The following is a 19,937-nucleotide window of genomic DNA, read 5'->3' on the forward strand; positions in this document are numbered from 1 at the left end:
ACCTGATTGAATTCCCGCACGGCGCGCGCCCGGCAGGGCCCGTGCCGCCGAGCCGACGAATCACGAGCGGTCACCGCCGCGTAGCCGGGTGTGGGGAGAAGATGGACGAGGGCAAGCCGAAGTGGTGGAGCCGCCCCGGTCCCGCGGACCCCGCCGGGCCGTCCGGCGACGGGCACGGCGGTGGTGCCGCCGATCCCGGGTCCGACCCGGGCGCGGGCCACGCCACGGACCGCGGACCCGAGCGCCGGATCCCCCTGCACGACCCCGACCCCTACAGCACCCCGCCTTACGGCGAGCCCGGCCCCTGGGCCCCCGCCCCACCCGTCCAGCACCCCGGGACGACCCCGGCGCACGGTGTGCCCCTCCAGGGCCCCACCACGCCCGCCGACGGCACCCCCGCGCACGGCACCCCCGCGCACGGTGTGCCGGGACCCGCCACACCGGTGACAGCGCCGCCGCAGGAAGGCCCCGGCACCCTCGGCCACGGCACCCCCCTCGCGGGCGCCCCCCGCTACGACCGGGCACCGGCACCGGCCGGCTACGACGCCGCTCGGCCGCCCTACGACACGTCCCCGCCCCCGTACGACTCGGCTCCGCCGCCCCACGACATGGGCCCGGCCGGGCCCGCGGGCGGCGGGGGAGCGGAGCCGGGTCCCTGGGGGCGGTACGACCCATGGGCCCAGGCGCCGCTCCAGCAGACCGGCGCGGGCCCGCACGGCACCGGCAAGCCCCGCGCACGGCGCGGTGCGCTGGTCGGCGTGCTGGTGCTGGGAGTGGTGGCGGGCATGATCGGCGGTGTGGTCGGGGCGAATCTGGAGGCCCGGCGCGCCGTCCAGGTCGAGTTGCCGCAGGCCGGTACCGAGGCCGAGGGCCGGGCGCCCGACAGCGTGGCGGGGATCGCCGCGCGTTCGCTGCCCGGGGTGGTGACCCTGCATGTGCGGGGCGGCTCCGACCAGGGCACCGGCACCGGCTTCGTGCTGGACGGCCGCGGGCACATCCTCACCAACAACCACGTCGTCGAGCCCGCCGGGTCCGGGGGCGAGATATCGGTGACGTTCAGCGGGGGCGAGGTCGCCGCGGCGGAGGTGGTCGGCCGGGACGCGGGCTACGACCTCGCGGTGGTCAAGGTCAGCGGGGTGTCCGGCCTCAAGCCGCTGCCGCTCGGCAACTCCGACAACGTCCAGGTCGGTGACCCGGTCGTCGCCATCGGCGCCCCCTTCGACCTGGCCAACACCGTCACCTCCGGCATCATCAGCGCCAAGGAACGCCCCATCACGGCAGGCGGCGAGAAGGGCGACGGCAGCGACATCTCGTACGTCGACGCCCTCCAGACCGACGCGCCGATCAACCCCGGCAACTCCGGCGGCCCGCTGATGGACTCCCGGGCCAGGGTGATCGGGATCAACAGCGCGATCCGCTCCGCCGAGGGCGCGGGCGGCCCGGAGAGCGGCCAGTCGGGCTCCATCGGCCTCGGTTTCGCCATCCCCGTCAACCAGGGCAAGCGGGTCGCCGAGGAACTGATCAACACCGGGAAGGCCACGCACCCGATCATCGGGGTCACCCTCGACATGGACTTCACGGGCGACGGTGCCCGGGTCGGCACCGAGGGCAACGACGGCGCGCCGCCCGTCACCGTCGGCGGACCGGGCCAGAAGGCGGGCATCCGGTCCGGGGACGTGATCACCGAGGTCGACGGTCAGCGAGTGCACTCCGGTGAGGAGCTGATCGTCAAGATCCGCGCCCACCGGCCCGGCGACCGGCTCCAGCTCACCCTGGAACGCGGCGGCCAGGAGAAGAAGGTGACACTCGTGCTCGGCTCCGCGCGGAGCGGATGACACGGGGAACAGCACACCGGACCGACGGGCGCGCCCGTCGGCCGGGGAAGACACCTCGCATCCGGGGCGGGCCGGACAGTACCGGACGCACCTGGTCGCCGGGTACCGTGGGAGCGGTCCGGGACCACGGAAGACCTGCTGCGGGCCGGAGGACATCTCAAGGAGCGCTAGGTGTTCAATGACATAGGTATGCTTGAGATCCTGGCGATGGCCGTGCTCGGCATGCTCATCTTCGGCCCGGACAAGCTGCCGAAGGTGATCCAGGACGTCTCGCGGACCATCCGCAAGATCCGCGACTTCTCGGACAGCGCCAAGCGGGACATCCGCGATGAACTGGGCCCCGAGTTCAAGGACTTCGAGTTCGAGGACCTCAACCCGAAGACCTTCATGCGCAAGCAGCTCGGCAATGACGAGCTGGGGCTCCAGGAGATCCGCAACAGCTTCGACCTCCGCAAGGAGATGTCCGATCTGTCGGACGCGGTGAACGACCGGGGCGACTCCTCCGACGACTTCCTCGACGGTCCCTCCGGCGGCCGGTCCGGCTCGTCCTCCGGGGCGGCCACGGACGGCGGCCGGATCGACATGCTGAAGAAGCCCGGCCGCGACGCGGACGAGCGCCCGCCCTTCGACTCCGACGCGACCTGATCCGACCCCGGTCCCGCCGCCCGCACCCGGGCAGCGGGATTTCTCCGTGCCCCGGCCGTGTGCCCCCGTGTGCTCCAGTTGCTTCCGTCCTGCGGCCCTGGCCGTCCGGATGGCGCGCGGTGCCGCCAGTCGCCTGTTTGTGCCCGCTTTGCCCCCCACTTCGGTGCAGTTGGCGTGGGCGCGGGAACGCGGGTGGCTATTCTCCCTAGTTGTTGTGCGGGCCGACACCAGGTCGCCCGAGGGGGGCGGGCCGCTCCGGTCCGACGAGCGCGAGGAGGCGTCCGGCGATGGAAACCACTGGTCAGGTGGGCACGGAGGTGCCCGCCGCGACGGCAGGCGGGCAGCAGGCCGCGTCGGCACGCCGCACGGTCGACAACTTCCTGCTGGCACCGTTCCCCTGGTACGGCCTCGACGGGGCGTTCACGGGCGCCCGGTGGCTGCTCCAGGCGGGTACGTCCGCCGAGGGAGTGGTCGAGCACGGCTCGATCGGCCACGGGGACGAGCCCTCGCTGCGGGCCGACGCCCGGGACGGCGCGGACCGCGACCGGTTCGCCGTCGTCATCACCGTCGCCGCCAGCCCGCTGCGGCGCACCGCGGACGGTACGGGGGTGCTGGAGGCCACCTCGGTGTCCTCGGCGGCCTGGCTCGCCGGGTCCGGACTGCTCGCCGTCACCTGGCCCGCGCAGATGGACCACAGCCTGCGCGACGACTGGCTGGAGCAGCAGACCGACACGGCGTGGGTCCTCGCGGACGACCTCGGCAGCGACGACTGGGCCTCGCTGACCCTGCCCGTGGACGGGGAGGCCACCCCGTTCCACTACCGCGAGTCGGAGTTCGGCTGGGTCCTTGCCGGGTCCACCCGCGAGGGCGTCCATCTCGGCGCGTACGGGCGGGGGATGAGCGCGTACGGGCTGGGCTTCTCGGCCGTCAAGGACATCCAGGAGTACGCGTAACACTCACGGACCGGGCGGCACCCGCCCGGCCCCGACACCCCTCCGGTGCCACCCCTGGGCCCCTGGAGGCCCGCGGAGCCCCGGACCGGAACCCCGGGGCGGTCCCGGTCCCCCCGGGGCCCCACGGGCCGCCGTAGGCCCGTCACGCGACCGGGTCCGGGAGGCCCGCCGTCCGTCACCCGGCCGGCGGGGGGACCCGCCCGGCCGTCAGAACTTGTTGCGCGGGGTGATCCCCAGCGACAGACCGGACAGCCCCCGCGCACGGCCGCCGAGCTTGCCCGCGATCGCGCGCAGCGCCGCACCCGCCGCCGAGTCGGGGTCCGTGAGGACCACGGGCTTGCCCTCGTCGCCGCCCTCGCGCAGCCGGACGTCGATGGGGATGGAGCCGAGTACGGGGACGGTCGCCCCGGTCGTACGGGTGAGTCCGTCCGCGACGGACTGTCCGCCGCCGCTGCCGAACACGTCGACCATCTCGCCGCAGTGCGGACACGGCAGTCCGGCCATGTTCTCGACGACGCCGACGATCTTCTGATGGGTCTGCACCGCGATCGACCCGGCGCGTTCGGCGACCTCGGCCGCGGCCTGCTGCGGGGTCGTCACCACCAGGATCTCGGCGTTGGGCACGAGCTGCGCCACCGAGATCGCGATGTCACCGGTGCCCGGCGGCAGATCGAGGAGCAGTACGTCCAGATCGCCCCAGAAGACATCCGCGAGGAACTGCTGGAGGGCTCGGTGGAGCATGGGCCCGCGCCAGACGACGGGGGCGTTGCCGGGGGTGAACATCCCGATGGAGATGACCTTCACGCCGTGCGCCGACGGCGGCATGATCATGTTCTCGACCTGGGTGGGGCGTCCGTCGGCGCCCAGCATCCGGGGGATCGAGTGGCCGTAGATGTCGGCGTCCACGACGCCCACCTTCAGCCCGTCGGCGGCCATCGCCGCCGCGAGGTTCACGGTCACGGACGACTTGCCGACGCCGCCCTTGCCCGAGGCGACCGCGTACACCCGCGTCAGCGAGCCGGGCTTGGCGAACGGCACCTCGCGCTCGCCCTGGCCGCCGCGGAGCGCGGACGCCAGATCCTTGCGCTGTTCGTCGCTCATGACGTCGAGCGTGACGTCGACGCGGGTGACCCCCTCGACCCGCGCCACCGCCTCGGTCACGTTGTTGGTGATCGTCTCCCGCATCGGGCAGCCGGAGACCGTCAGGTAGACCGCCACCGCGACCGAGCCGTCCGTACCGATCTCGACCGATTTGACCATCCCCAGTTCGGTGATGGGTCGCTGGATCTCCGGGTCGTTCACCGTCGCCAGTGCTTCACGCACCGCGTCTTCCGTAGCCATACGGACGATGGTACGGCGCGGGGCCCGGACGCCGGGCGGCCCGTGGGGGGTCGGTTGCATCACGTACCCGGGCCTGTCGCCCCCGGGGTTTCTTGTGCTGGGCCGACTTGTCCCTGTGCCGTCGCTCGTCGGGTGCGCAGTTCCCCGCGCCCCTTTGGGGGCGCCCCCTGAGGTTGTTCTTCACCCTCCTCCTCGTGCACTCGCGCTGCTGCGGGAGGGGGTGGGCGGGAATCTCTGCTCGCAGACTCCGATGCTCTTCAGTTGATCCGCTGGGCGTCGTACCGAGCGTGTCGGATCGAGGACGGAGAATCCCGACCGGCACCGACCCGAAGAACAAGCCGGACGCGCCCCAAAGGGGCGCGGGGAACTGCGCGAAAACGACGAGCGACGGCACAGGAACGGAGTGCGCCCACCCGGACAGACCGCGCGAGCGCAAGCGAAGGCGCACCGTCACGGCTCCCTGGCGGGACTGCGTTCTTCGAGGTCCCGCAGCAAACCCTCCAGCTCGGACCGCATCCAGTCCCGGGTCGCCACCTCCCCCAGCCCCATCCGCAGGGCCGCCACCTCGCGGCTGAGGTACTCCGTGTCCGCGATCGAGCGTTCGTTCTGCTTGCGGTCCTGCGCGAGGTTGACCCGGTCCCGGTCGTCCTGCCGGTTCTGCGCGAGCAGGATCAGCGGGGCCGCGTACGACGCCTGGAGCGACAGGGCGAGGGTCAGCAGGATGAACGGGTACTCGTCGAACCGGACGGTGACCGGCGCGAAGATGTTCCACAGCAGCCAGCAGATGATCGTGAACGTCATCCAGACGATGAACCGTCCGGTGCCCAGGAACCGCGCGATCCGCTCGGTGAGCCGCCCGAAGGCGTCCGGGTCCCAGTCGGGCAGCAGCCGTCGGCGCGGGGCCAGCGGCAGATCGAGGCGGACCCGGGCGGGCCGCGGCTGTTCCCGGTCACTGGTCATGCTCACGCGCACCTTCCGTCACGCCGGTCCCGTCGGCGAGCTCGTGGAACTCGTGCTCGCGCCAGTCCTCGGGCAGCAGATGGTCCAGGACGTCGTCCACGGTCACCGCCCCGAGCAGGGACCCGCTGTCGTCGACGACAGGGGCGGCCACCATGTCGTACGTGGCGAAGAACCCGGCCACCGCGGGCAGCGGGGCGTCCGGGGACAGCGTCTGGAGGTCGTCGTCCAGCATCGCGCTGACCAGCGTGTACGGGGGGTCCCGGAGGAGCCGCTGGAAGTGCACGGTCCCCAGGTACTTGCCGGTGGGCGTCTCGTCGGGGGGACGGCACACGTACACCTGCGCGGCCAGCGCGGGGGACAGATCGGGGTTGCGGACCCGGGCGAGGGCGTCGGCCACCGTCGCGTCGGGGCGCAGCACGATCGGCTCGGTGGTCATCAGCCCGCCCGCCGTCCGTTCCTCGTAGGACATCAGCCGCCGCATGTCCGCCGCGTCGTCGGGCTCCATCAGGCTCAGCAGTCGCTCCTTGTCCTCCTCGGGCAGCTCGGACAGCAGGTCGGCCGCGTCGTCCGGGTCCATCGCCTCCAGGACGTCCGCCGCGCGTTCCTCCTGGAGCTTGCCGAGGATCTCGATCTGGTCGTCCTCGGGCAGTTCCTCCAGGACGTCGGCGAGCCGGTCGTCGTCCAGCGCGGCGGCCACCTCGGCACGCCGCTTCGCGGACAGATGGTGCAGGACGTTCGCCAGGTCGGCCGGGCGCAGCTGCTCGAAGGTCGCGAGCAGGTTCTCCGCGCCCTGGCCGTGCTCCTCCAGCGAGAAGCCGGTGACGGCGGTCCAGTCGACGGTCAGTGTCTCGCCCTTGCCGCGCCGGAAGGTGCCCGCGGCCCTCGGCTCGGGGAGCTTGCGGACGAAGACCTTGTCGATCTCCCAGTCGCGGCGGGTCGGCAGCAGCCGTACCGACAGGTCCAGGACGGTGACCTCCTCGTCGCTGTCCACCAGCCTCACCCGCCGGTCCAGCAGTTCCCCGAAGACCAGCCGCTCGGTGGGCCGCTGTTCGAAGCGCCGGACGTTCAGCACGCCGGTGGTGATCACCTGACCGGCCTGGATGCCCGTCACCCGGGTCATCGGCAGGAAGATCCGGCGCCGGGACGGCAGCTCCACCACCAGGCCGAGCAGCCGGGGCGGCCGGTGCGAGACCCGGAGCATCGCGACCAGGTCGCGGACCCGGCCGACATGGTCCCCGCCGGGGTCGAACACCGTGACACCGGACAGATGCGAGACGAAGATCCGGGGAGCTCCCGAGGCCATGGCCGTGTCTCCTTCCGCCGCGACGTCCACCACTGTCACCGCGTTCGCGGCGCTCATGCCCGAAGCGGTCCTTCTTGGTCTTTGTCCGGTAATTCGTGCTTCAGGCTAGCCCGTCCGGGTCGGTACCGTCCCGGCACGCGCTCCGGGGTGAGCGGGCCAGGACTGGTTCCGGTCGGTGGGCACGGCACCGGTACGCTGCGGTCCACCGCCGTAGACCGAGGCGGTGTCCCCGTACGAGAGGCAGCCCTGTTCCGTGTCTGCGGTTCCCCTGCGCCGGCCCTGGCGCGCGGCGATGGTGAGCATGGTGTGCGTCGGTGTGACCCTGGCGGGTGCGGGGCTCACGGGCTGCGGCGGTGACGAGAAGGACCCGCACGAGGGCACCAACGGCGTCGCCAAACTGACCGCCCCGCAGATCCAGCTGAAGTCCCGGGCCGCCGCGCGGTCCGCCCCGGGGGTCCGGCTCTCCGGCACCCTGGTGGTCAAGGGCCAGTCGTACCGGCTGGACATGCGGCTCTCCGACGAGGGCGGCACCGGGTCCGTCACCTCGAAGAACAGCACGTTCCGGCTGCTGCGGATCGGTGAGCAGCTCTATCTGGAGGCCGACTCGTCCTTCTGGACCCATGGCAAGGACGGAGTCGAGGCCGCGCCCTCCGATGTCGCCGCCGCCGAGAAGCTCACCGGCAAGTTCGTGAAGGTCCCCGAGGGCGACCCCTCGTACCAGCAGCTCAGCGGCTTCACCGACATGGATCTGCTGCTCGACGGGCTGCTGACCCTGCACGGCAAGGTCGACAAGGGCGAGTGGGGCACCGCGGGCGGGGTCAAGTCGATCCGGCTGACCGGTGACCAGGGCGCCGGCGGCACCCTCGACGTGGCGCTGGAGGGCGTTCCGTACCCGCTGCGCCTGGTGCGGGGCGGGGGCGCGGGCACGATCAAGCTCAGCGACTGGGGCCGGGACGTCCAGCTCCGCAAGCCCAAGGACACGGAGGTCGTGGACTACGGCCGGGCGCTGCCGTCCTCGTGACCACGCCCCCGGCCGGCCCACGCACAGGGCTCACGTACAAGGCTCACGTACAAGGCCACGTACAAGACCCACGCAGCGGGCCCGCGCTGACGGACCGGCGCTCACGGACATGCGCCTACCGCTCAGCGCTTCTTGCGGCGCCGCATCAGCAGCCGAGGCAGCGCGGCGGGCGCCGGGCGGCGGGTCGTCACCGGTGAGTCCAGCGGTACGGCCGCCAGCGACTCCGTCGGCATCTCGCCGTCCACCGCCACGGGTGTCAGCCGCACCACCCGGCACTCACCCGCCCAGCGCTCGGTCATCGCCTCGCCGTCGGGCGCGTTGAGCCGTTTGCCCTTCAGCTCGGCGACCGCGCTCTCCCAGCCCTCGGAACGCGGCGCCAGCTCCGTCACCCGCGCCGTCCACGCGACGAGCCGTCCGCCCTTGTCCTTGCTGCGGACCGTGACGGCCGCCGCGCCCCCGTCGGCGAGCCCCGGGAACGGCTGCTCACCGGGGCCGTCGCCCACGAGGTAAGCGGCGCCCTCGTGCCATACGTGCCACAGCGCGCGGTCGGGGCCGGAGCCCTGGACCCAGATGAGTCCGGACTTCTTGGTGGCCTCCTCCACGAGAGCGCGCCGGGCCGGGTCGAGAGGTGTCTCCGTCATGGGCCAAGAGTAGTCAGCGCGCCCCCGGGGCCCCGACCGCCCGGGTCACAGCCAGCCGTTGCGCTTGAGCGTGCGGTGGATCGTGAAGCAGATCGCGACCGTCACCCCGAGCACCATCGGGTACCCGTACTGCCAGCGCAGCTCCGGCATATGGTCGAAGTTCATGCCGTACACCCCGCACACCATGGTCGGCACGGCGATGATCGCGGCCCATGAGGTGATCTTCCGCATGTCCTCGTTCTGGGCGACCGACGCCTGCGCGAGATTGGCCTGGAGGATCGAGTTCAGCAGCTCGTCGAAGCCCACCACCTGCTCCTGGACCCGGGCGAGATGATCGGCGACATCCCGGAAGTACTTCTGGATGTCGGGGTCGACCAGCCGCATCGGCCGCTCGCTCAGCAGCTGCATCGGCCGCGCGAGCGGGGCCACCGCCCGCTTGAACTCCAGCACCTCACGCTTCAGCTGGTAGATCCGGCCCGCGTCCGAGCCGCGCGCCACCCCGCCCCGGCCGGGGGTGAAGACCTCGGTCTCCACCTCGTCGATGTCGTCCTGCATCGCGTCGGCGACCGCGAGATAGCCGTCCACGACATGGTCGGCGATCGCGTGCAGCACCGCCGACGGACCCTTGGCCAGCAGCTCCGGCTCACCCTGGAGCCGGCTGCGCAGCGCCCGCAGCGAGCCCTGGCCGCCGTGCCGGACGGTGATGAAGAAGTTCTCCCCGGTGAAGCACATCACCTCGCCGCTCTCCACGATCTCGCTGGTCGCGGTGAGCTCGTCGTGCTCCAGGTAGTGGATGGTCTTGAAGACGGTGAAGAGGGTGTCGTCGTACCGCTCCAGCTTGGGCCGCTGATGGGCGTGGACGGCGTCCTCGACGGCGAGCGGGTGCAGCCCGAACTCGGCCGCGATCCCGGAGAACTCGGCCTCGGTGGGCTCGTGCAGCCCGATCCAGGCGAAGCCGCCGTCCCGCCGCACCTGGAGCATGGCGCCGTGCGGGGTCAGGCACTCCGCCGAGTCCACCCGGCTGCCGTCCCGGTAGACGGCGCAGTCGACGATCGCCGACGGACTGCCGGGGTCACGCGTGGTGTCGTAGACGCTGTCGTCCTTGCGGACGGCGGGCCGGACTGCTGCGCGCAGATCACGGATCATCGACATGGGCGGACTCCTTCGCAACGCGTGCCGCGGGGGCGAGGGGTGGAACTGCCCGGAATGAGGACGTCCTGCTCGGCTGTCCCGGCCGGTTCGGCGGGGACGATGTTTGGCACGTCCACAAAGCGGGGAGCACCGCACCGTCACGGTGGCGGCTTTCGCTAATGGTTCGGGAACTGCGGGACTGCGGTATTGACGCGGTATTGACGCGGAACGGCGAAGCGCCGACGGACCAGCCGTACGGCACCGGGCGGCGCGACCGGCGGACGGTCACACGTGGGGCGACGACGACGGAGTCCGGCGGACCGTGCGGAACGGGCCTGGCGGAAACGGATCTGCGGGAATCGGATCTGCGGAGAACCGGTGAAGGACCGGGAAGGCGAGCTCTTCGGTCACCCGGCGACCGGCCAGGAACGGCGGGTCGACGACGGCGGGACCCCGGGGGAACGGGGTGCTTACGCGAAGCGGCGGACGGCCGTGCGGTGCGGGAGCAACGCCGGCGTCACGACGGATTCAGCGACCGGAAGAGCGGGTGGTACTGCACGGTCGACTTCGATCCATGACAGCCCCACCTCCTCCGGCCGGTCCCCCGTAGGGGATGTCCCAGATGTCGGGGCGCGAGCGGGACGCCGATGCGTCCGCTGTGATGTGCTGCCCCGAACAGCGGCCCAGACTAGCAGCCGGTTGACGTGTCAAGTGCCCGCCTCCCGTGTCCCGTACGGCTTCCCGGCGCGGCGGCACATGGTGCGACCCCGGCCGCCGATCCGCCCTGACGGGCCGTGACGTGCGGCTGGTCCCACCGGACGGCCGCCGCGCCGTACGCCGTGGGCGGCGTTCTATGCTCGCGGGCATGGCAGATGTTCTCGCGCTGGTCGAGGCCCGATTGCGGACGGCTCTGGGGGAGCCGGACGCCCGCGCGGCCGTCACCTTCCTCGGCACGGACCGGATCGAGGTCCTGCGCTTCACCGGCGACGAGCCCGGGGACGACGGACCTGCCGGCGGCCCGGCCGGGCGGGACCTCGTCCGCTACGCCACCCTCGGGATGTCCGCCCGTCCCATGACCGACCCCACGGCCGTGCTCGCCGACCCCGAACGCGGTCCGCGCGCCGAACTGGTCCTCAGCGTCCGCCGGGGCCGCGCCGACACCGACCAGGCCCTGCGCCCGCTGGCCGTCCTCGCCGCGAGCCCCCAGGTCGAGGGGCTGGTGGTGGCCCCCGGCGCCTCCCTGGACACCGGTGCGCCGCTGTGGCCGGGCGCCCCGTTCACCTCCGTCCTCGTCGCCGAACCCGGCGGCCTGGTGCCGGACCTCAAACTCGATCCGCCGCTGGAACCCGTACGGTTCCTGCCGCTGCTGCCGATGACGCCCAACGAGGCCGCGTGGAAGCGGGTGCACGGGGCCGCCGCCCTGCGGGAGCGGTGGCTGGCCCGGGGCACCGACCTGCGGGACCCGCTGCGCGCGGGCGTGGCGCTGGACTGACCGCACGGGATGCGTGCAGTCGGGTGATCATCGTTTGATCGTCCTTGACGCGAGGACGGCCACAGGGGACCTTTGACAGCTATGAGGGGCGAACCCAGTTGCCCGAAGTGCGGTGGCCGGGTCAGGGCTCCCGGACTCTTCGCCGATGTCTGGCAATGTGCCACGCACGGCGCGGTGCAGCCGCTCCAGCCCGTGATCCCGCCCAGCGTCGAGGGCCTCGGCGTGGTGGTGCGGCAGGCCCGGGTCCCCGTGTGGATGCCGTGGCCGCTGCCCGTCGGCTGGCTCTTCAGCGGCGTCGGCTACGCGGGCGACGACCGCAGCGGGGGCCGGGCGACCGTGGTGGCCTGCTCCGGCCCGGGGCCGCTTGGCGGACCCGGTGAGCTGCTGCTCGTCGCGGAGGAGCTCGGGGTCGGGCTCGGCGCCCGGTACGCGGGGGTCGACGGACCCGATCCCGCGCCGTTCATCGATGTCGGGAAACCACCCCAGGCCAAGGTCCTCGCGGCCGGCCGGCCGACCCCGCTGTGGCATGTCTCCGGCGCCCCCGGCGACCGCGCGGTCTTCGCGGGCGAGGCGATGGGCCTGTGGGTGTGGGCGGTCGTCTGGCCGGAACAGTCCGGCCTGCTGATGTACGACGAGCTGGTCCTGACCGACCTGCGCGACGCGGGCGCGGAGATGGACCTCCTGCCCTGCGGCGCGCTGTCCCCCCGGCTGCTGTCCAGCTAGCTACGCCGTAGCGGGGTGCTGCCTCTCGCCGCTGTCCTGAGCCTGCGGGTCGCCCTCGTCCTTCGCGCAGTTCCCCGCGCCCCTGAAGGGGCACTCCTTCAGGCTGTCCCCCGGCCGCGGGCCCTTCGCTTGCGGAACCCCTCTCCTCCCGCAGTCGCCCGGCGACGGGAGGGGGTGGGCGGGAATCTCTGCCCGCAGACTCCGATGCTCTTCAGTCGGACAAGAGGGACGTCCGACCGAGCGCGTTGGAGCGAGGACGGAGAATCCCGACCGGCCCCGACCCGAAGAACAAGCAGAACGCGCCCCAAAGGGGCGCGGGGAACTGCGCAAGGACGAGAACCGGCCCGCACCCGACGAACAAACCCGAAGGGGCAGCACCCAGGGGCGCGGGGAACTGCGCGAAACCACCGAGCGACGGCACAGGAACGAAGGGCGCCCACCCGGACAGACCTGGGAAGCGCAAGCGAAGGTGACCCGCGGGAATTGCGCAAAAACCACGAGCGACGGCACAGGAACAAGTACGCAAGGCACCGGACAGACCTGAGAAGCGCAAGCGAAGGCGACCGGGTGGGCAAGGACACCCTTCCCAGGCGGGACGGGGTGGCCCGGGGGCCGGTTACCCTAGGGCGTTCGTTCCATGTGTCCAGTGGTGTCCCCGTGCCGATGTCCCGGCCCCAGGGACCCCCGCGGTGAGGAGTCCGTCGTGCGCGTAGACCTGCACACCCACTCCACCGCGTCCGACGGCACGGACACCCCCGCCGAACTGATGGCCGCAGCCATCACCGCGGGCCTCGACGTCATCGCGCTCACCGACCACGACACCACCCGTGGCCACGCCGAGGCCGTCGCCGCGCTCACCGCCCTGGACACCGGGCTCACCCTCGTCCCCGGCGCGGAACTCTCGTGCTCCCTCGACGGCATCGGGCTGCACATGCTCGCGTACCTCTTCGACCCGGAAGAGCCCGAGCTGCTCGCCCAGCGCGAACTGGTCCGTGACGACCGTGTCCCGCGCGCCCGGAGCATGGTCACCAAGCTGCGGGACCTCGGGGTGCCGGTCACCTGGGAGCAGGTCGCCCGGATCGCCGGTGACGGCTCGGTGGGCCGCCCGCACATCGCGGAGGCGCTGATCGAACTGGGCGTCGTGGCCACCGTGTCCGAGGCGTTCACCCCGGAGTGGATCGGGGACGGCGCCCGCGCGTACGCGCCCAAGCACGAGCTGAACCCGTTCGACGCGGTCCGCCTGGTCAAGGCCGCCGGAGGGGTCACCGTCTTCGCGCACCCGGGTGCCGCGCGCCGCGGGCGGACCGTGCCCGAGTCCGTGATCGCCGAGCTGGCCGCCGCCGGGCTCGACGGTATCGAGGTCGACCACATGGACCACGAGCCCGCCACCCGCGCCCGGCTGCGCGGTCTCGCCGCGGAGCTCGGCCTGCTGACCACGGGCTCCAGCGATTACCACGGCACCCGTAAGACCGTCGCGCTCGGCGACTTCACCACCGACCCCGAGATCTACGGGGAGATCACCCGCCGCGCGACCGGCGCGTTCCCGGTGCCCGGTGCCGGGGGAGAGCGCACCGCTCACCGCCTGTGACCGTTCACCGGCTGTGACCAGTCACCACCTGCGACACCCCACCACCCGCGACACCTCCCCACCCGCGACAGCCCGCCGCCCGTGACCGTCGGTCGGCTGTCGTGACCGCCGGTCGGCTGAGACCGTCCACCGGCTGTGACCCCCGCCGGCCCACCCGGGCCGCCGACGCGGTCCGCCGGGGCCCGGCCCCGCACCCCGGGCCCGGCCCCACCCTTCCTCACACCCGCGCGCCCGACCGGGCGCGCGTATCGCCGTGAGCGCGCCGCCGAAGGGCGCCCGCTCCAGTTCACGCAAGGCGTCACCGTGTTCGACCTCGCTGTGTTCGGGTCCCTGTTCCTCACCCTCTTCGTGATCATGGACCCCCCGGGGATCACCCCGATCTTCCTCGCGCTCACCTCCGGACGCCCCGCCCGGGTCCAGCGGCGGATGGCCTTCCAGGCGGTCTGTGTGGCGTTCGGCGTCATCGCCCTCTTCGGGCTGTTCGGCAACGAGATCCTGAACTATCTGCATGTCTCCGTCCCCGCGCTGATGATCGCGGGCGGACTGCTGCTCCTGCTGATCGCGCTCGACCTGCTCACCGGCAAGACCGACGAGCCGAAGCAGACGAAGGACGTCAATGTCGCCCTCGTCCCGCTGGGCATGCCGCTGCTGGCCGGGCCCGGCGCGATCGTCTCGGTGATCCTCGCGGTGCAGAAGGCGGGCACCGTGGGCGCGCAGATATCCGTGTGGACCGCGATCGTCGCGATCCATGTGGTGCTGTGGGTGGTGATGCGGTACTCGCTGCTGATCATCCGTGTGATCAAGGACGGCGGAGTGGTCCTGGTGACCCGGCTCGCGGGCATGATGCTGTCCGCCATCGCGGTGCAGCAGATCATCAACGGGGTCACCCAGGTGATCCAGGCGGCCTGACCGTCCCGGCCGGCGGGCCCGTCCGGACGCGCGAGAGCCCCGTACGGCGTTTCCGTACGGGGCTCCTGTCCACCAACTGCCTCAGACGCGTCCGGGGCGGGACACCGTCATGAGGCCGAGGGTTCGGCCGGGCGGATGTACAGGCGCTGCCCGGTGGCGGCGGCCTGCTGAACGATCCGGTTGACGGAGGCGGCGTCCACGACGGTCGATTCGACGGCGCTGCCGTCGGTGTCGTTCAGGCGCATGATCTCGAAGCGCACTGGCTTCTCCCTTCGTCTGCGTGATCCTCCGGTCAGGAGAACTGGGGTCGTGCCGAGCGCGTCCCGCTTCCACGGGACGCGCCCAAGAGTGCGGCGTACGGCCAGGGGCCGGACGGTCACGCTCCGTACAACGGCTTGCTCAGGGCAAATATTCCCTACACTAAGGAAAACTTTCGCACGGCTAAGGAACGCCCGTCGGTCGCCCCGATTACCGCCAGGTAACGGCAGGGGTTGTGCCCGCTCCGTGACGACCCGGACAATGGGCGTGATGAGTGAGGAACCGCCGGGCCCGTCCCGGTACACCCCGGGCCGAACACCTGCCACCAGGTCCGCGGCACCGCCCGCGGTATCGGGCGAGGAGACCGCGGCGGCACTGCTGGCCCGGCTCGACCTCACCAACGAACTGCTGCTGCGGATGGTCGCCGAGGTCGCGAAGACCCCCGCGACCCACGCGATCTTCGTGGACGCCGGATACGTCTACGCCGCGGCGGGCCGGCTGGTCGCCGGGACCGAGGACCGGCGGGCGTTCGACCTCGACGCCGAAGGGCTGATCGAGGCCCTGATCGACAAGGCCCGCACCATCTTCGCGGACAGCCGTCTGCTGCGCGTCTACTGGTACGACGGGGCCCGGCGCCGTATCCACACCGGTGAGCAGCAGTCCATCGCGGAGCTCCCCGACGTCAAGGTGCGGCTCGGCAACCTCAACGCCAACAACCAGCAGAAGGGCGTCGACTCCCTCATCCGCAGCGATCTGGAGTCCCTGGCCCGCCATCGCGCGATCAGCGACGCGGCCCTGATCGGCGGGGACGAGGACCTCGTCTCGGCGGTCGAGGCGGCGCAGGGGTACGGGGCGCGGGTGCATCTGTGGGGTGTCGAGGCCCCCGAGGGGCGCAATCAGGCGGAGCCGCTGCTGTGGGAGGTCGACTCGCAGCGCGTCTTCGACCTGGAGTTCTTCAAGCCGTATGTCTCCCGGCGGACCGTCGCGTCGCTCGACGGCCGGGACACCCCCCGGCCCACCCGGGAGAACGTGCGTTTCGTGGGCGCGCAGATCGCCGCGAAGTGGCTCTCGTCGCGGGGACCCGAAGCGCTGGGCGAGCTGCTGCCGGGGCATCCGTATCTGCCGGGATCGGTGGACCAGGATCTGCTGGTCGAGGCGGAGGGGCTGCTCCAGTACTCGCTGCGGGGCCAGTCCGATCTGCGCCGCGCCCTGCGCGACGGCTTCTGGGACCATCTGCGGACGCTGTACTGAGCGCGGGCGCCCGCGGGGCATGAGTGCCCGCGGTGCATGAGTCCCTGCGGTGCATGAGCGCCTGCGGTACGTGGGTGCCTGCGGTACGTGGGTGCCTGCGGTACGTGGGTGCCCGCGGGGCATGAGTGCCCCGCGGTACGTGGGTGCTCGTCGCTCGTCGGCCCGTGGGGGTCAGGCCGGAACCGTGTCCCAGAAATCGGCGAGGGCGGTCGCCGTCTCATGGGGCCGGTCGGTGTTGGGGGAGTGCTCGGCGCCCCGGACGACCGTGCGGTGCGCGGCCAGACGTATCGCCATGTCGTCCAGCAGGGGTATCGGCCAGGTGTCGTCCCGCTCACCGGATATGACGTGCCGCGGCAGGTCGAGCGCGGCCAGCTCGGCCACCCGGTCCGGTTCGGTGCACAGCTGCCGCCCGGTGGCGACGAGCTGGGCGGGGCTGGTGCGCAGCCAGCGGTTGCGCAGGGCCTTGGCGCTCTCGTCCCCGGGGCCGCCGGCACGCGCTCCGGTGACGGCGTCCTCGGGTGCCTCCATCGACCGCATCGCCTCCCACACCTGGGTCAGGTCGAGGACGGCGAGGGCGTCCCGCAGCATCTTCACGCGTTCCCGCTGGTGCGCGGAGACCTCCGCGGGTCCCGAGGCCATCAGGGTGAGCGACGCGAACGCCTCCGGTGAATCCAGGACGGCCGCGCGGGCTATCTGTCCGCCGAGCGAGTGCCCCAGCAGATGGACGGGCGCGGTCAGGACGCCCGCGTCGGCCAGGGCGTCCCGCTGGGCGAGCACGTCCCGCACCAACTCGGCCCGCGCGTAAGCCGATTCGTCGTCCCGGGGGCCGTCCGACTCGTACTGGCCCCGGCCGTCGACGGCCACCGTGCGATAGCCGCGGGCGGCGAGCGGCGGCTGGAGGTCGAGGAAGTCCTCCTTGCTGCCCGTGAACCCGGGCAGCAGCAGCGCCGTACCCCGTACGGGCGCCGTGGACGCGGTCGCGTCGAGCGCGGCGAACCCGCCCCGGGGTGTGCTGATCACCCGGGTCCGGACTCCCGGCGGCGGTACGAAGGTCGATGGCCTGCTCATGCCGGTCAGGCTAACCGCCCCCGTCGGCGGGCGCGCCCCACGGGTGTGCGGGCCGTCATGCCGGTGGCCCGGCACCCCGTTCAAGGGATGCCGGGCCACCGGCGGACGAACAGCGCGCTACCTCAGCCCTCGGGGGCCTCGGCCACCTTGCGGGTGCGGCGCCGGGGCTTGGCCTCGGGGTCCGCGGGCTGCGACGCGGCGGGCTCGGCGGCAGCCGCCTTGACCGCCTTGGCGGCACGGGTGCGACGCGGCTTCGCGGGCGCCTCGGCGGCCTCCGCGGTCACCGGGGTGCCGTCCGTGCTCTCCACGGCCGCGACGGCCTTCTTACGGGTACGCCGCTTGGGTGCCGTCTCCGCGGCGGCCTCGGCGTCCGCCACGGTGCCGTCGGCCGGGGCCACGGGCTCCGCGACGGCCTTCTTGCGGGTCCGGCGCCGGGGGGTGACCTCGGCGGCCTCGTCCGCGACCGGGCTGACCGGCGCCTCGACCACGGGGGCCGGGACGGAGTCGGCGGCGACGACGGCCTTGCGGGTACGGCGGCGCGGCTTGGTCACGACCGGCTCGTCGCCGACGGCAACGGTCTCCGTCACGACGGCGACAGGGGCCACGGGGGCCACCGGGAGCTCGACGGCCTCGCCCGTCACCGCGGCCACAGCGGCCTTGCGGGTACGGCGGCGGGGCTTGGTCACGACCGGCTCGTCGTCGGCCGGGGTCACCGGGGCGACCGGTGCCTCGACCGCCACAGCGGCCTCGGCGGTGTCGTCCGCCACGGGCGCCTGCGCGGCCTTGCGGGTGCGGCGCCGGGGCTTGGCCTCGACGGGCTCAGCGGCCTCGACGGGCTCCGGGGCGGCGGACGTCTCCGTCGCCACCTCGGCCACCGGCTCGGCGTTCTTGCGGGTCCGGCGGCGACGCGGCTTGTCCTCGGCGACCGTCTCGGCCACCGCTTCCGCGGGTGCCTCGACCACGGCCACGGCCTGCTCGGCGGCGACCTCGGCGGTGCCCGGCTCCGTCACCGCGGCGCCCGCCGCTCCGGCACGCGTCCGGCGGCGGCGCCGGGGCGTACGGGGCTCGTCACCGACGGCCTCGGGGGCGGACGGCTGCTCCACCACGGTCTCCACCACGGAGGCCGCGCCGGCCTCCATCGGGGAACCCGCCCGGGTCCGGCGGCGGCGCCGGGGGGTACGGGGGGCGCGCTCGCGCTCCGGCTCGGGAGCCACGGCGACGGGAGCGCCACGGCCACCACGGCCACGCGGAGCGCCACGGCCACCGGTCTCGCCCAGGTCCTCGACCTCTTCGGCGGCGAGCCCGGCGCGGGTGCGCTCGGAACGCGGCAGCACACCCTTGGTCCCCGCCGGGATGCCGAGCTCCGCGAAGAGGTGCTCCGACGTGGAGTACGTCTCCGGCGGGTTCGGGAAGGGCAGGTCCAGCGCCTTGTTGATCAGCTGCCAGCGCGGGATGTCGTCCCAGTCGACCAGGGTGATCGCCGTACCCGACGCGCCCGCGCGGCCGGTACGGCCGATGCGGTGCAGATACGTCTTCTCGTCCTCGGGGGACTGGTAGTTGATCACGTGCGTGACGTTCTCGACGTCGATGCCGCGCGCGGCGACATCCGTGCACACCAGGACGTCGACCTTGCCGTTGCGGAAGGCGCGCAGCGCCTGCTCACGGGCGCCCTGGCCGAGGTCGCCGTGGACCGCGCCGGACGCGAAGCCGCGCCGCTGGAGCTGCTCCGCGATATCGGCGGCGGTCCGCTTCGTCCGGCAGAAGACCATGGCCAGGGCCCTGCTGTCGGCCTGGAGGATGCGAGAGAGCAGCTCCGGCTTGTCCATGGAGTGCGCGCGGTACACATGCTGCGAGGTGTTCGCGACGGTCGCGTTCTCGTCGTCCGGCGAGGTGGCGCTGATGTGCGTGGGCTGCGTCATGTAGCGGCGGGCGAGGCCGATGACGGCGCCCGGCATCGTCGCGGAGAAGAGCATCGTCTGCCGCTTCGGCGGCAGCATGTTGATGATCTTCTCGACGTCCGGCAGGAAGCCGAGGTCCAGCATCTCGTCGGCCTCGTCCAGGACGAGGCTCCTGATGTGGTTGAGGTCGAGCTTCTTCTGTCCGGCGAGGTCGAGCAGTCGTCCGGGCGTGCCGACGATGATGTCGACACCCTTGCGGAGCGCCTCGACCTGCGGCTCGTAGGCCCGGCCGCCGTAGATCGCGAGGACGCGGACGTTACGGACCTTGCCGGCGGTCAGCAGGTCGTTGGTGACCTGGGTGCACAGCTCGCGCGTCGGGACGACGACGAGGGCCTGGGGCGCGTCGGTCAGCTGGTCGGGACGGGCCCGGCCCGCCTCGACGTCGACGGGTACGGTGACCCGCTCCACCAGCGGCAGACCGAAACCGAGGGTCTTGCCCGTACCGGTCTTGGCCTGGCCGATCACATCGGTACCGGAGAGCGCTACGGGGAGCGTCATCTCCTGGATGGGGAAAGGGGTGACGATGCCGACGGCCTCAAGGGCCTCGGCGGTCTCGGGAAGGATTCCGAGATCTCGAAAAGTCATGGGCTGAGTAGTCAGGGTGCTGCCTCTTCTGTGAGACGCGACGCGGAGTGAGCGCTGGGGGTCTTGACCGTGCCGGTGAACCGCCGGCCGCCTGCGCGGGCCGGGTGGCGCGGGACCACAGCCGACGCTCGAACTCTCGTACCGCTGGTGAGGGCCCCTCCCCTGCCGGTACGCACAGTGCCGTACCGCATGGAGGGCTGTCGTCGGAGCCGATCGGGCCAACGACCGGGCATCCTCATTCCTGTGCCCGTCGGGGGCGTCGACATCTCGCTCGG

17 protein-coding genes are annotated in these 19,937 nt (G+C 72.5%); 9 read left to right on the top strand and 8 right to left on the bottom strand.

The genetic code is table 11. From position 1 onward, the window contains the following. The first annotated feature begins 101 nt into the window (after positions 1–101). The 3 genes from AB852_RS07210 (at position 102) to AB852_RS07220 (ending at position 3,433) form a co-directional block, all read left to right on the top strand. Entirely contained in the window at positions 102–1,835 is a 1,734-nt protein-coding gene (locus AB852_RS07210; RefSeq protein WP_073784642.1) for a S1C family serine protease, read from the top strand. A 171-nt stretch (positions 1,836–2,006) separates the two neighbouring features. Further along, positions 2,007–2,480 (top strand): sec-independent translocase, encoded by a 474-nt coding sequence (locus AB852_RS07215; protein WP_073784644.1) that lies wholly within the window; start codon positions 2,007–2,009, stop codon positions 2,478–2,480. Positions 2,481–2,767: 287 nt separating this feature from the next. Further along, positions 2,768–3,433, top strand: coding sequence for a hypothetical protein (locus tag AB852_RS07220; RefSeq protein WP_073784646.1), 666 nt, complete (start codon positions 2,768–2,770; stop codon positions 3,431–3,433). A 207-nt stretch (positions 3,434–3,640) separates the two neighbouring features. On the opposite strand, the gene AB852_RS07225 is transcribed toward AB852_RS07220, so the two are convergent. From AB852_RS07225 to AB852_RS07235, 3 genes are all read right to left on the bottom strand, one after another. Next, complete coding sequence (locus AB852_RS07225) at positions 3,641–4,774, bottom strand: Mrp/NBP35 family ATP-binding protein (RefSeq protein WP_073785588.1); 1,134 nt, start codon at positions 4,772–4,774, stop codon at positions 3,641–3,643. 450 nt (positions 4,775–5,224) lie between these two features. Continuing rightward, on the bottom strand, positions 5,225–5,734 hold the full coding sequence (locus tag AB852_RS07230; protein ID WP_073784648.1) for a DUF1003 domain-containing protein: 510 nt from the start codon (positions 5,732–5,734) through the stop codon (positions 5,225–5,227). After that, the gene (locus tag AB852_RS07235) at positions 5,724–7,037 is read right to left on the bottom strand and encodes a magnesium transporter MgtE N-terminal domain-containing protein (RefSeq protein ID WP_073785590.1); all 1,314 of its coding nucleotides are present in this window, start codon (positions 7,035–7,037) and stop codon (positions 5,724–5,726) included. Before AB852_RS07235 ends, AB852_RS07230 begins: the two co-directional genes overlap by 11 nt. Before the next feature lie 292 nt (positions 7,038–7,329). On the opposite strand from AB852_RS07235, the gene AB852_RS07240 reads away from it, so the two are divergent. Next, positions 7,330–8,058, top strand: a complete 729-nt coding sequence (locus AB852_RS07240) for a hypothetical protein (RefSeq protein WP_073784650.1) — start codon at positions 7,330–7,332, stop codon at positions 8,056–8,058. A 122-nt stretch (positions 8,059–8,180) separates the two neighbouring features. Here AB852_RS07240 and AB852_RS07245 read toward each other — a convergent pair whose 3' ends face one another. Continuing rightward, complete coding sequence (locus tag AB852_RS07245; protein ID WP_073784652.1) at positions 8,181–8,699, bottom strand: hypothetical protein; 519 nt, start codon at positions 8,697–8,699, stop codon at positions 8,181–8,183. A 45-nt stretch (positions 8,700–8,744) separates the two neighbouring features. Further along, positions 8,745–9,851 carry a magnesium and cobalt transport protein CorA gene (locus AB852_RS07250; RefSeq protein WP_073784654.1) on the bottom strand — a complete coding sequence of 369 codons (1,107 nt, stop codon included), beginning with the start codon at positions 9,849–9,851 and terminating at the stop codon, positions 8,745–8,747. Positions 9,852–10,695: 844 nt separating this feature from the next. On the opposite strand from AB852_RS07250, the gene AB852_RS07255 reads away from it, so the two are divergent. The 4 genes from AB852_RS07255 to AB852_RS07270 all read left to right on the top strand — a co-directional run bounded on the left by AB852_RS07255 (position 10,696) and on the right by AB852_RS07270 (position 14,542). Beyond that, positions 10,696–11,322: a suppressor of fused domain protein gene (locus AB852_RS07255; RefSeq protein ID WP_073785592.1), complete on the top strand. Its 627-nt coding sequence runs from the start codon at positions 10,696–10,698 to the stop codon at positions 11,320–11,322. Between the two features lie 81 nt (positions 11,323–11,403). Continuing rightward, entirely contained in the window at positions 11,404–12,045 is a 642-nt protein-coding gene (locus AB852_RS07260; protein WP_073784656.1) for a DUF6758 family protein, read from the top strand. 703 nt (positions 12,046–12,748) lie between these two features. Beyond that, positions 12,749–13,633, top strand: a complete 885-nt coding sequence (locus AB852_RS07265; RefSeq protein ID WP_073784658.1) for a PHP domain-containing protein — start codon at positions 12,749–12,751, stop codon at positions 13,631–13,633. A 303-nt stretch (positions 13,634–13,936) separates the two neighbouring features. Continuing rightward, positions 13,937–14,542, top strand: coding sequence for a MarC family protein (locus AB852_RS07270; protein ID WP_073785594.1), 606 nt, complete (start codon positions 13,937–13,939; stop codon positions 14,540–14,542). A gap of 107 nt (positions 14,543–14,649) precedes the next feature. On the opposite strand, the gene AB852_RS39570 is transcribed toward AB852_RS07270, so the two are convergent. Continuing rightward, on the bottom strand, positions 14,650–14,802 hold the full coding sequence (locus AB852_RS39570; RefSeq protein ID WP_099284740.1) for a hypothetical protein: 153 nt from the start codon (positions 14,800–14,802) through the stop codon (positions 14,650–14,652). A gap of 268 nt (positions 14,803–15,070) precedes the next feature. Here AB852_RS39570 and AB852_RS07275 point away from each other — a divergent pair, with 268 nt between their 5' ends. Beyond that, positions 15,071–16,051 (top strand): NYN domain-containing protein, encoded by a 981-nt coding sequence (locus tag AB852_RS07275; protein ID WP_079184420.1) that lies wholly within the window; start codon positions 15,071–15,073, stop codon positions 16,049–16,051. Positions 16,052–16,222: 171 nt separating this feature from the next. Here AB852_RS07275 and AB852_RS07280 read toward each other — a convergent pair whose 3' ends face one another. Together AB852_RS07280 and AB852_RS07285 are read right to left on the bottom strand one after the other, a co-directional pair. After that, positions 16,223–17,119 (bottom strand): alpha/beta fold hydrolase, encoded by an 897-nt coding sequence (locus tag AB852_RS07280; protein WP_073784660.1) that lies wholly within the window; start codon positions 17,117–17,119, stop codon positions 16,223–16,225. A gap of 122 nt (positions 17,120–17,241) precedes the next feature. Next, complete coding sequence (locus AB852_RS07285) at positions 17,242–19,662, bottom strand: DEAD/DEAH box helicase (protein WP_073784662.1); 2,421 nt, start codon at positions 19,660–19,662, stop codon at positions 17,242–17,244. Positions 19,663–19,937: the final 275 nt, after the last annotated feature.

The organism is Streptomyces uncialis (genome assembly GCF_001905345.1).
GTDB classification, from domain to species: Bacteria; Actinomycetota; Actinomycetes; order Streptomycetales; family Streptomycetaceae; genus Streptomyces; species Streptomyces uncialis.